The organism is Amycolatopsis sp. NPDC114478 (genome assembly GCF_055633805.1).
In genome coordinates this window covers 40,105-52,458 of sequence record NZ_JBVKDO010000037.1, presented here as the reverse complement: position 1 = coordinate 52,458, position 12,354 = coordinate 40,105, and the positions used below count along the sequence as shown (strand labels likewise).

Annotated in this window: 9 protein-coding genes and 1 other RNA gene; 8 read left to right on the top strand and 2 right to left on the bottom strand. The window is 71.7% G+C overall.

Annotation, left to right across the window (positions count from 1 at the left end; all coding sequences use genetic code 11):
• Positions 1–77 precede the first annotated feature (77 nt).
• The 8 genes from rnpB to ACZ7OH_RS48875 all read left to right on the top strand — a co-directional run bounded on the left by rnpB (position 78) and on the right by ACZ7OH_RS48875 (position 9,382).
• Positions 78–475, top strand: an RNA gene (gene rnpB / locus ACZ7OH_RS48910) — RNase P RNA component class A.
• A 72-nt stretch (positions 476–547) separates the two neighbouring features.
• Positions 548–1,405 (top strand): SCO6745 family protein, encoded by an 858-nt coding sequence (locus ACZ7OH_RS48905; protein ID WP_470287207.1) that lies wholly within the window; start codon positions 548–550, stop codon positions 1,403–1,405.
• 450 nt (positions 1,406–1,855) lie between these two features.
• Positions 1,856–2,125: a hypothetical protein gene (locus tag ACZ7OH_RS48900; RefSeq protein ID WP_470287206.1), complete on the top strand. Its 270-nt coding sequence runs from the start codon at positions 1,856–1,858 to the stop codon at positions 2,123–2,125.
• 9 nt (positions 2,126–2,134) lie between these two features.
• Positions 2,135–2,617 carry a hypothetical protein gene (locus ACZ7OH_RS48895; protein WP_470287205.1) on the top strand — a complete coding sequence of 161 codons (483 nt, stop codon included), beginning with the start codon at positions 2,135–2,137 and terminating at the stop codon, positions 2,615–2,617.
• Between the two features lie 3 nt (positions 2,618–2,620).
• Entirely contained in the window at positions 2,621–5,590 is a 2,970-nt protein-coding gene (locus ACZ7OH_RS48890; RefSeq protein WP_470287204.1) for an ATP-binding protein, read from the top strand.
• 97 nt (positions 5,591–5,687) lie between these two features.
• Positions 5,688–7,772, top strand: a complete 2,085-nt coding sequence (locus ACZ7OH_RS48885; RefSeq protein WP_470287203.1) for a magnesium transporter — start codon at positions 5,688–5,690, stop codon at positions 7,770–7,772.
• 3 nt (positions 7,773–7,775) lie between these two features.
• Positions 7,776–8,378, top strand: a complete 603-nt coding sequence (locus ACZ7OH_RS48880) for a hypothetical protein (RefSeq protein ID WP_400899862.1) — start codon at positions 7,776–7,778, stop codon at positions 8,376–8,378.
• A 17-nt stretch (positions 8,379–8,395) separates the two neighbouring features.
• The gene (locus tag ACZ7OH_RS48875) at positions 8,396–9,382 is read left to right on the top strand and encodes a C40 family peptidase (protein ID WP_470287230.1); all 987 of its coding nucleotides are present in this window, start codon (positions 8,396–8,398) and stop codon (positions 9,380–9,382) included.
• A gap of 1,864 nt (positions 9,383–11,246) precedes the next feature.
• Here the strand turns inward: ACZ7OH_RS48875 and ACZ7OH_RS48870 are convergent.
• Positions 11,247–11,552: a hypothetical protein gene (locus ACZ7OH_RS48870; protein WP_470287202.1), complete on the bottom strand. Its 306-nt coding sequence runs from the start codon at positions 11,550–11,552 to the stop codon at positions 11,247–11,249.
• 321 nt (positions 11,553–11,873) lie between these two features.
• Positions 11,874–12,281 carry a hypothetical protein gene (locus ACZ7OH_RS48865; protein WP_470287201.1) on the bottom strand — a complete coding sequence of 136 codons (408 nt, stop codon included), beginning with the start codon at positions 12,279–12,281 and terminating at the stop codon, positions 11,874–11,876.
• Between the last annotated feature and the right edge of the window lie 73 nt (positions 12,282–12,354).

Here is a 12,354-nt window from a genome sequence, read left to right as displayed (position 1 = left end):
GGAAGACCTGAATGAGTCATCCAAGACGTCCGCGGCCGAGCCGGGCCCGGGCGCTGGGCTACCATCCTCTCCGCGGACGAGCAGGCAGGGCGGTCGCGGGCCGGGGTGACCCGGCCCGAGGAAAGTCCGGACTCCGCAGGGCAGGGTGGTTGCTAACGGCAACCCGGGGTGACCCGCGGGAAAGTGCCACAGAAAACAGACCGCCCCGGCCCGCGAGGGCCGGGGTAAGGGTGAAACGGTGGTGTAAGAGACCACCAGCGTCCCGGGTGACCGGGACGGCTGGGTAAACCCCACCCGGAGCAAGGCCAAGAGGAAGCCCCCGGGCTTCTGCGCAGGCGTTCGAGGACGGCCCGTCCGAGCCTGCGGGTAGGCCGCTGGAGCCTGCCGGCGACGGCAGGCCGAGATGGATGGCCGCCGCCCCGCGAGCCGTGAGGCGACCGGGGAACAGGATCCGGCTTACATGCCCGCTCGTCCGCCCCGGGCCGAAGGGGACGCAATGTCCCCTTCGGCCTGTCCCCGCGTGGTTACCCGGTAGTAGGGTGCGCCCATGGCGGGTGACGAGAAGCGGTTCAAGTCGGCGTTCGACTCCCTTCACGCTCTGGCGTACTTCGCGCCCGAGGTGGACCAGGCCCTCACCGGCATCGGCCTGCGGCCCGGCCGGATGCCGTACTTCGCGAGCCGGTCCGCGGCGATGGGTGCCGTCGGGCCCGAGGTCGTCGCCGCCACCTTCTACAACTTCAACCCCGAGGTCGTCGCCCGCGTGATCCCGCGCGCCTGGACCCTCGCGACGCCCGAGCAGGTCCTCGTGGCTCGGCTCGAGGGCGTCGACCAGGCCCTGACCCGGCTCCTCGGCGAAGGCGAGCTGAAGAGCGACCAGGTCGTCGAGGGCGCCGAGCTCGCCCGCGAGGCCACCGCCGGGTGCGCCGTCGAAGGACGGCCCCTCTACGCCGCCCACGCCGGCCTGGACTGGCCCGAGCCGCCGCACCTCGCGCTCTGGCACGCCATCACGCTGCTGCGCGAGCACCGCGGCGACGGCCACATCGCGGCGCTGCTCCTCAACGGCCTGAGCGGCGTCGAAGCGCTCGTCACGCACGTCGCCACCGGTGCCGGCTTCACCGTCGACTCCGCCAAGCTGACGCGCGGCTGGAGCGACGAGCAGTGGGCCGCCGCCGAGCAGCGCCTGCGTGACCGCGGGCTGCTCGACGGCGAAGGCGCGTTGACCGGCGAAGGCGTCGCGGTCCGTGACCGCGTCGAGGCGGCCACCGAAGCCGCCGCGCGCGGCCCGTGGGACCACCTCGGGCCGGAGAAGCTGGCCCGGCTGGAGGAGCTCGGCCGGGATCTCACGCGGCGCGTGGTAGCTGCCGGTGCGTTCCCGAAGGGCGTTTTCGCCCAGCGCCGCTCCTGAGTGCCAAGATCACGCTATGTAGTGAAAGGCGTGTGAGGTTTTGAGCGCCGTGTGACGGACCGTTCGGAGCGGCAAGATCGACATGGCCGCCGACCGGCCGCAGGGCGGTCACAGAGCGGACTCGCGCGACGGGGCCGTTCGGGTCATGTCACACTGTTCCAGGCCGCACGACGGCCACGGTGCCAGTACCCACAGTGAGCAAATCCCGAGCAATGGGGTGAGTTCGTCAGCACACTGAGAATGATGGGTGCCCGGGCTTTAACCCGAGGGCCCTTGCCGCGATGATGGTGGGCGTGGAGTTTTCGTGTGCCGTGCGCGCCACACCGGTTGACACCCCAGCCGTCGTCTACGCAGCGCGCTTTGACCACTACCCCTCGTAGCCTCCATTATGTTCGAAGCACCGCCTGAGCCAGAGCCGCGCGGGCCCCACCGCGCACCGGGAGTATCGCGATGATGACCTTGACCACCCTCGACACGCTGGCTGCCGGCGGCCAACTGGGCACGAGCAACGTGCGCCAGTGGCTGCTTGACAACGTCATCCCCCTGGTGCTGCTGGCCGTTGCCCTCCTGCTTCTCTGGCTGGGCGGCGGAAAGGGCGACAACGCCGGTGTCATGCGCCGGCTCGCCGGCGTGGTCATCGCGCTCGCCATCATCGGTCTCGCGGTCAGCGGCGCGGGCGTGAACGTGGGCCAGTGGATCGCCGGCCTGTTCACCGGCTGAGGCGGCGGCGTGCGGATCAGGACTGATGACGAGGTCTACCGGGTCGACGCCGTCTGGCTCGGCCCGCCGAAAGCGACTTTTCCCTGGAGAGCCCGCTATGTGGCGTGGCTCATCGGCATCCCGGCGTTCTTCGTCGTCCTCGGCATCGAACGCTGGGCGGGGTGGAGCTTCGGGTTCTTCTCGACCGCTTGGGCGTTCGTCGCCACCATCGCGATCACGCGGCTGCTCACCGCCAAGATCAGCCACGAGCGCCCGCTGGGCACCGTGGTCGCGATGGCCGGGCGCGAGCTCAACACCCCCAGAGAGGTGACCACGGGCACCGGTGGCGCGGTCAGCGCCAGCCGCGTCCGGGTACGGGCCGAACGCCCGCTGCCGAAGCACCGCCGGAGGCGGCAGTACCAGCACCACGGCGCGCCGCCGGGTGCTGCCTTCACCCAGGGAACACCACGAGCGCGCCGGAGCCGCGGCAACGCGGCTCGGGCCGGGAGGTAGTCGTTGTTCGGTCGCGGCGGTAGCCGAGGAAAACGGGGTCGGGAGACGCACTCGGGCGCATGGCAACCGCCCGAGCAGGTCCGCGCGGCGCGGAACGGCTCGGGGGGCGGCAACGGCCGTCGCCTGACCGGCGAGCAGGCGATCCCCGCGTATACCCCCTCGATCGCGGTGCGAAGCATCGACGGGCACCTCGTCCGCACCGGGTACGAGGTCTACGCCTGGTACCGGCTGGCGCCGCAGCGCTGGTCGTTCCGGTCGGACTCGCAGCGGCGCGACCTGATCGCGGCCATCGCCGGCCAGTACGCCGAGCTGCAGGGCCGCTGGCTGCACCTGCGCGTGACGAACCGGCCGTACCCGATCCGGATGTGGGCCGAGGCGCATGTCTACAACGCCCACGGCCGCCCCGGCGACGTCCCGGGCGCGCTGTCGTTCGACGACTACCTGATCGGCGAGCAGCAGCAGCTGATGGGCCGCTCGATGGCCGAAAAAGAGGTCTACCTGGGCGTCCAGGTGCAGACCCGGCGGATGGTCGACCGCGCGGTCGAGCGGGCCGCGCCGGTGCTGCGCAAGATCCTGCCCGAGGCCGTCGACGCGGAGCTGACCGCGCTGGACTCCGAGGTCGAGCACCTCGACCAGGTCATCGGCAGCGCGGGGCTGGAAGGCCGCCCGGTGCACGCCGAGGAGATGTCCTGGCTGATGCACCGCTCGTGCTCGCTCGGCCTGCCCGCGCCGCGGAACATGCCCGCGGTGCCCGGCGCGGCCTGGGAGCCGGAGGACCTGGCCAGCTTCACCGACGCCGCCGACTACTACGCCGACCCGTACGCGCCGACGGTGACCGTCCGCGGCCGCACCGGCTCCAACGCCGGCGTCTCGCGGCACCTGGCGATCCTGACCGTCGGGCAGATGCACGGCCTGCAGATCCCCGAGGTCGACGACCCGTGGATCCAGCACGCCGACCGCCTGCCCGCCGCGGTCGAGGTGTCCGCGCGCATCTACGTCCGGCGTCCGGAAGAGGTCGCCGGCGAGCTGCAGCGCCAGATGAACAAGGTGCGCTCGCAGGTCAAGCACTACACCGACGAACACGAGCTGGAACCGCCGCAGTCGTTGTCCCGGCAGGCCGGGCGCGTGCTGGAGATCGACGACGAGATGACGTCGGGCTTCACCGCGCTGGCCACCCGCGTCCGGTCCTGGTGGCGGCTGGCGGTGTCCGGCCCGACCGAGCGCGACGCGCTGCGCCTGGCCCAGCAGCTGCTCGACCTGTACAAGCCGAAGATCGCCATCGAGCACCCCGAGGCCCAGTACGCGCTGGCGCGGGAGTTCATCCCGGGCGAGCCGCTGGCCTCGGCGGCGTACATGCGCCGCGGTTCGGTGGTCTGGGCGTCCTCGGCGGTCCCGACGGCGACCGCGGAGGTGGGCGACCGCCGCGGCATCCTGCTCGGCGAGACGTGCACGGCCACGCGGCGCCCGGTGGCCTGGGACCCGTGGATGGCCCAGGAGATCCGCGACGGCTCCGGCCTGACGGCCATGGTGGCGGGCCTGGGTGGTGGTAAGTCGTTCCTCGGCGGTGGCATCGTCTACAAGACCCTGCGGGCCGGGGCGAACTGGACGATCCTCGACCCGTCCGGCCCGCTGTCGCGGCTGTGCGACCTGCCGGAGCTGCGCCCGTACGCGCGGCCGATCAACCTGCTCAACGCCCAGCCGGGGATCTTGAACCCGTACCGGGTGGTCGCCGAGCCGCTGATCGAGCACTTCATGGACGAGGACGACCCCGAGCGCTCCTGGCGCCGCGAGAAGGCCCTCGCGGGCGCGACGCGACGTCGTCTGGTGCTGGACGTTCTGACGGGTGTCTTGCCGTACGAGGTCTCGCGGATGGCCCAGACCCGGATCGTGCTGCTGCGCGCGGTGCGAGCCGTCGGGGGCCGTTTCGACGCGGATCCCGGCCAGGTAATCGATGCGCTCCGGCGGGATTCGTCGGAACACCACGAGCACGCGGGCGTCGTCGCGGACTTCCTCGACGAGATGCGCGAGCGGATGGCGCTGCTGATCCCGGAGACGGACGCGGACCCGTACGCCGAGACGCGCGACGACCGCCTGACGGTCTTGACGATGGCCGGGCTGACGCTGCCGAAGGACGGCGTCCCCCGCGAGTACTGGACGGACGCGGAGTCCCTCGGCGTCGAGATGCTGAACCTGGCGGCGTGGCTGACCCAGCGGTCGGTGTACGAGAAGCCCAAGGAGATGCGCAAGGGCGTCTGGATCGACGAGGCGTTCTTCCTGTCGGAGGTCCCGACCGGGCGCGTGCTGATGAACCGCTTCGCGCGTGACTCGCGGAAGTGGAACGTCCGGGTGTTGCTGTCTTCGCAGATCCCGGCGGACTTCTTGAAGATCCAGGGTTTCGTGGCGCTGCTGGACTCGGTGTTCGTGGGTCGTCTCGACGACGACGACGCCCAGGCGGACGCATTGCGGCTGCTGAAGGTTCCGGTGGGCGTGGGCTACGAGCAGGTCGTGGCGGCGCTGGGCCGTCGTCCTGGCGCGCAGCGAAGTGGATTGGAGCGGGACGTCGAGCCGCGCCAGTTCATCTTCGGCGACGGCGCGGGCGGCGTGGAGCGCATCCGCGTCGACTTCTCGGGCCCGCACCTGGACCACCTGCGGGCGGTCATGGACACGACACCGGGTTCCAAGGACGCGGCGCCCTCGCGCCGGCCGGGGAACGAGCTGGCGCTGCCGGCGGAGGAGAAGAAGCCGTACGTCGCGGTCCCGCCGGAGGACGACATCGAGCTGGAGCAGGACTTCGAGCTGGCGGCGGAACTGGAGGTCGGCCTCGCCGACGAAAACCTCCTGGGCGCGCCCGACCCATTGGCGTCCGAGACGGGCGAGGTGGAGGGCGGCGTGTCCTCCAACGGAAACGGCAACGGCGGGCAGCAGCACGCCCGCACGGGCGGAAAGGGCGGCACCGGCCGGGACGCCGCATGAGCGCCGCCCGGAGCCGAAGTAGCCGCACCGCCTCCGGCAGCGCGAGGCGGACCTGCCGTTCCTCGGCACCGGCGCGGGCGACCGCGGAGGGTGCCGCATGAACACCTTGCTGACGTTGGCGGTGCTGCTGACGCTGGCTGCCGCCTGGCACGCGCTGAAGCGCCGGATCAAGGAAGGCCCGAAGGCGCGCCGCGTCCCGAGCCGCAAGGCGACGATGTTCGCCGTCATGCTGGTGCTCGGCCTGCAAGCCATCGCCACGGCGCCCGCGGCCAGCGCGGCCGCGTGCGGCGAGGCGCCGAACCCGGAGCGGCCGGGCGCGGGCATGGTCGGCGCGATCGACCCGCCGGAGGGCCACGGCGAACCGAACAGCGCCTACATCGACTACAGCTACGCGGGCATGGTCTGGAACACCTTCGAGACCAACTGCTCGGGCCTCAACCTCACCCCGGCAGGGTCCACTTTGGACACCTGGGGTGGCAACCAGCTGTTCAACCTGGGCAAGAACATCGTCGGCGCGACCAACTCGCTGCACTACACGGTGCTCGAGGGCGGCCTGCTGAACCCGATCTACGCCGCGGTGAAGTCGGGCGCCGAGAAGGTCTACAACAACATCTACGCCCAGTTGTTCGGCCTGGTCGCGCTGATCCTGTCGATCATGCTGTTCCGCAACATCTGGCGCGGTGACCTCGCCGCGGTCAGCAAACGGGCGCTCTACGCGCTGGCCGGGGTGTGGCTCGCGGCGTCGTCGCTGGCGATGCTGCGCTACTTCGACCCGATCGACAAAGCGATCGTCCAGACCACCACGAACATCCAGGCGGGCTTCGTCGACGACAGCGGCGACCGGATCATCCGGGACATCCTGCCCACCCAGCTCCACACGCAGATCGTCTACAACAACTGGCTGCGCGGGGAATTCGGCACACCGACGGCGCCGCAGGCGGAGCAGTACGGCAAGCCGTTGCTCGACGCCCAGGCGTTCACCCGCAACCAGCTGGTGAACGGCGACGACGCCAACCAGGCGGTCATCGACGGCAAGAAGAACGCCTACAAGGACATCTCCACCAAGCTCGGCCCCGCCACCGGCTACTTCACCGGCGAAGCGGGCGGCCGCACCGGCGCGGGCTTCCTCTCCCTGGGCCAGGCCCTCGTCTACTCCCTCTTCCAGCTCCTGGCCAAGGCCAGCGTCCTCCTGGCCCAAGTCCTCATCCGCCTCTTCGCCCTCACCGCCCCCCTGATCGGGCTCATCGCCCTGCTGCACCCGGAAATCCTCCGCCGCGTCCTCAAGGTCGCCGGCGGGGTCGCCTTCAACCTCGTCGTGCTCTCCGTGCTCGCCGGCGTGCACGCCCTGCTCCTGCAAGCCATCTTCGACGCCGGGAACTCGCTCAACATGCTCACGCAGATGGTCCTCGCCGGGCTCATCACCGTGCTGCTGTTCATGGTCGGACGGCCCGTGCGCCGCCTGTGGCAGATGGTCGAGATGTCGGTCAGCATGGTCGGCGCCGCCGTGCCGTCGCCGGGCGGTGGGATCTTCTCGCGGTTCCGGCGCAACAAGAACGGCCCGACGCCGCAGGACGAGTTCTGGCAGACCGTGCGCGACACCGACGACGTCGTCGACGGCGAACAGCGCGGCCCGCTCGGCGCCACCGCCGGCGGTGGCCGGTTCCGGCCCGAAGCCACGATCTTCGCCAACGCCCAGCGCCTCGACCACACCTCCGGTGCGGCCCGCCCGGCCGCCGCCTGGTCCGGCGCCTGGCCGGGAGCCGTCGGAGGCGGCGGTTCCGCGGGCGCGCTGCCCGCCGGCGGTCGTCCAGGCGCGCCGGTGTTCGGCCAGTACAACCCCGCCAACGGCGACCCCGGCGACTACGTCGTCGTCGGCGCCGGCGGGCGGCCGACCACCGCTCGCGAGGAAAGCCGGCGCGTCGACACCTCGCCGGTCGCCGACCGGCGCTGGAACGACGAGCCCGAACCCGTTGTGGTGCCGTCCGATCTGCGCACGCCGGAGTCCGGTTTCAGCGACTACGCACCGCAGGACGTGCCGCGGACGCCGGGCGTGCGGGCGCAACCCCGGCGCGTCGACCCCGAAGTCGTCGCGGGCAAGCCGGTTTTCGTGCTGTACCGGCCGTCGCGCGGCATCGAGGTCCGCGAAGAGCCGCGGGACACCGACCAAGTCATGGGGCGGTGACCGATGCCGATCCGCACGAACCGCGGCCGCGCCGCGGTCTACCGCCGCCTGTGGGGCTGGCCGCTGCGCTCGCCCCGCCACCTGATGGGGACGCTGGTCGTCCTCGCGATCCTGGTCACCGCGCTCGGCATCGTGCTGCCGAAGGTGGTCGGCAAGCCGCAGGCCAAGGCGTCGCCCACCACCGGGACGCCGACGACGTCCGTCACCGCGACCCCGCCGGGCGTCGCGGCGCCGGTGCCGACGTCGAACCTGCCGACGCGGCTGTCCGCGCCGCTGGCCACCCCGACCACGGCCGCGCCGAACGGCGACGCCGTCCGCGTCGCCAAGGAGTGGGCCGCGGCGTGGGTCAACCACCCCGCCGGCATCACCTCCGAGCAGTGGCTCGCGCAGCTGAAGCCGTTCACGACCGAGGAGTACCTGCCGGTGATGGCGTCGGTCGACCCGGCGAACATCCCGGCGACCAAGGTCACCGGTGAGCCCGTCGTCGGGACGTCGTACACCAGCTCGGTGCAGCTGACCATCCCGACGGACGGGCCGAAGCTCGCCATTACGGTCGTGAACACCAACGCCGGCTGGCGCGTCGCCGACTACGACCAGGCGAGCTGACCGTGCGGCGGCTGGGGCTGTGGCTGGGGCTGGTCGTGTTCGTCGCGATCGGCGCCCTGGTCGTCACCGCCGTCGCCGCCAAGGTCGTCATCGACAACCAGCAGGCGCAGGCCCGGGGTGTGTCGCTGATGAGCTGCGACGCCTCGGTCGGCCCGACCCAGCCCGGCCAGGGCGACCGCGGCACGGTCGACGCGTCGAAGCTGGACGACGAGCAGAAGGGGACCGTCGCGCTGATCATCTCGGTCGGCAAGCAGCGGTCCCTGGCGCCGCGCGCGTGGCAGGTCGCGATCCAGGCCGGGATGACCGAGTCCGGGCTGCACAACCTCACCTACGGTGACCGCGACTCCCAGGGCATCTTCCAGATGCGCCCGTCGATGGGCTGGGGGACGGTGTCGCAGGTCACCGACCCGACGTACGCCGTCAACAAGTTCTACGACGTGCTGCTCGGGGTGCCGGACTGGGAGAACAAGCGTCCCGGCGACGCGGCGCAGGCCGTCGAGCGCTCGGGTTTCCCGGACCGGTACCACAAGTGGGAGCCGATGGCGGCGACGCTGGTGCAGAACGTCGGCCAGGTCGTCGACGTCGTCGCGTGCGGAACCGGCCTCGGTCAGCTGCTGCCGCCGAGCCAGGCCGCGGGGAAGGCGATCAGCTTCGCGCTGGGCGAACAGGGCAAGCCGTACGTGTGGGGCGCCACCGGCCCGAACTCGTACGACTGCTCGGGCCTCATGCTGCGCGCGTACGAGTCGGCGGGGATCATCCTGCCCCGGGTTTCGCGCGACCAGTACCACGCGGGCGCGTTGCTGCCGGTGCGCGAGGCGCAGCCCGGTGACCTCATCTTCCTGGCCAACGACCCGTCGAACCCGGACACGATCCACCACGTGATGATGTACCTGGGCGACGGCAAGGTCGTCGAGGCCCAGCAGACGGGCGTGCCGGTGCACACGCGCGCGTTCTCGTTCGACGAGGCGGAAGTCGTACCGCAGGCGGTCCGGCCCGGCGTTTAGCATGGGTCGAGAGCCCTTGACCCGAACGGGGCCGGCCGATTCACCCGACGTCGCGGCGCTTCCACGAGCAGGTGGCCGCGTACTGGCAGAGGATGAGCACGTGGGACGCAAATTCGGCAAACGAGGCAAGCCCGGCACGGGCTCGCCCCAGGACCCGGCGGCGCTGTTCGGCGCACCCCAGCCGCCGAGGCAGTCGGCGCGCCCCGCGTCCAGCACGCCCCTGGCCGACCAGCTGGCCCAGGGCTACCCGGGCGTGGACCCGGGGTACGTGGTGTTGCCCCGGTCGTTGGCGGAGGGCATGTCGCTGCCGTGGCAGCACCAGATGGCGGCGTTGCTGGCCCAGTTCCACGCGGAGCACGCGTCTTTGGCATGGCCGATCTACCGGGTGGTGCCCTCGCGGTACGAGCGGTTGGCGGACCTGGACGAGGAGCAGCTCGCGGAGGCGGGCTACCTGGTCGAGATGGACGCGGACGGCGAGATGGTCTACCGCGAGCGGAGTGGGCGGAAGGTCGACGACCCGGAGAACACGTCGGTTCTGGTGTCGTGCCTGGACCCGATTCCCCGGCCGGCTGCGCGTCCTGCGCCGCCTCCTCCTGGGGCTCCGCCGGCGCCTGGGCAGGCGCCGGCTCCGATGAACATCGGTCCGGCGCCGGTTTGGCGGACGGTGCCGCAGCCGCCGCCGGTGCCGGGTACTCCGCAGCAGCCGTCGGGGTGGGGGCGTCCGTCGGAGGAGGGTGCTTCTGGGTGGTCTGGGCGCCCTGTTGAGCCGGCGAAGGCGCCTCGCCATGCGGCGCCGGAGCCGTCTTCGCCGCTGAAGGGGGCCGAGGAGGAGCACCCGCCTGAAGGGGCGCACGATCAGCCTTTCGTTGCACCGGATCCTGCTCATCAGCAGCCACCGACCGAGCGGCAGGCATCTGTTGCGGCGCGGGAGCGGTTATTTGCCGAGACGGAGGACCAACCCTCCGATGGCGGGCAAACGTTCGCCGGTGCCAAGCAGCAAGCGCCGACCGAGCCAGAGGCGCAGTCGCCTGCCGCAGACCAGAGGCAATCGCCCACGGAGTCGCAGCTACAGCCGCGACCGGAGTCGGCGGGGGCCAACCAGCGGCCATCGGCGGTGGAGCCGCCTGTTGGGTCACAGTCGCAATCGGTTGTCGAGTCGGAGTCGCCAGCTGAGCCCCAACCACAATCGGTGACCGCGGATCGGCAGCAACCGCCCGCTGAGTTGGAGGCACAGCCGCACTCGTTGGCCGATTCGGAGTCACTAGCTGGGTCCCAGCCGCAATCGGTGACCGCGGACCGGCAGCAACCGCCCACTGAGCGGGAGGCGCAGCCGCACTCGTTGGCCGAGTCGGAGCTGCGGCGGCAGTCGGCTGTCGAGCCGCAGTTCTCGGTGCTCCCGGAACCGGTCGCCGAGTCGCTGGTCCAGCCGTTGGCCGAGTCGGAGGCGCAGCCGCACTCGGCTGAGTCGGAGCTGCCGCAGTCGGCTGTCGAGTCGGAGTCGCCGGCGCAGCCGGCTGCTGAGTCGCAGCCGCAGTCGCCCGCCGAATCGGCGGGGGAGTCGCAGTCGCCACCTGTGGTTCAGGCGGAATCGGCTGTCGAACCGGTGGGTGCGCAGCTGGCTGCTGAATCGCAGTCACCGGCTCAGCCGGTCATCGACTCGGAGCAGCAATCGGCGGAGGTGGACCAGCGGCAATCGCCAGACGAATCGCAGGTGCAACCGCGGCCGCCTGCCGAGTCCGAGGTGCAGCCGCTTGCCGAGTCGCAATCGGCAGCGCAGCCGCAGCCGGTCGTCGAGTCGCAGGTCCAGCCGCCTGCCGAGTCACAATCGGGCGCTGCGGAACAGCAGGAATCGCCCGCTGAGTCGTCAGCACAGCCGGAGCCGCCCCTGGCCTCGTCGCCGGCCGGTGCTCAGCCGCAATCGCCGACCGAGTCGTCGGCACAGCTGGAGCCGCAGTCGTCGGCTGAGCAGCAGTCGATCGCCGATTCGTCGGTGCCGCCGCAGCCGCCAGTCGAGTCGCAGCCACAATCGGTGGCTGCGGATCAGCTGGCTGCCGATTCGGCGGTGCCGCCGCCTGCCGTCGTTGAGCAGCAACCGGTTGCCGAGCCGATGGATCGGCCGCAGCCGCCGGTCGAGGCGCAGCCGGAATCGGGAGTTGCGGATCAGCCGCAAGCGCCTGCCGAGTCGACGGTGCGGCCGCAGCCGGCGGCTGAGTCGCAGTCGCACTCGTCTGGCGAGTCGGCGGTGGGGGCGCAGCCGGGGGATGAGCCGGTGGTTCGGCTGGAGTCGCGGTCGCGGTCGCGCTCGTCGGCTGAGTCTGGTGAGTCGGCGGTGCGGTTGCAGTCGGGCGATGAGCCGGTCGTGCGGTCGGAGTCTTCCGCTGAGTCGCGCTCGCCAGAGCCCCTTGTGTCGGAAGCGGAACCCTCCGCCGCGGATCACCATCAGGCGCCCGCCGAGCAGCAGTCTTCCCCGCGGCCGCCGATCGGTGAGCCGTCAGCTCAGCAACCCGTTGCTGAGTCGGAGGTGCGGTTGCAGGCGCCCGATGGGCCGGAATCGCGATCGCCCGCTGTGGCCCCGCCTCAGGCGGCCGCCGGATCGCAGCCTGCTGCCCCGCAGCAGCTGCCCACCAGCTTCGAGCCGCCCGCTGGGGCGCAACTGCCTGCCGCGGGCCAGCATCAGCCGCCCGGCGAACCGCGGCAGTCGGCCCAGCCGCAGCAGCCGGGATCGCAACCTCCTGCCGTGGGCCAGCATCAGCTGCCCGGCGGACCGCAGCAGTCGGCCCAGCCGCAGCAGCCAGGGCCGCAACCGGCTGCCGCGGCCCAGCAGCCGCCGCCCGGCGGACCGCAGCAACCGGCCCAATCGCAGCAGCCGGGGCCGCAGCCGCCTGCCGCGGCCCAGCATCAGCCGACCACTCCGCCGCGACCTGACCAGCAGCAGGCCGGGTCGCAGCCGCCTGCCCAATCGCAGCAGCCGG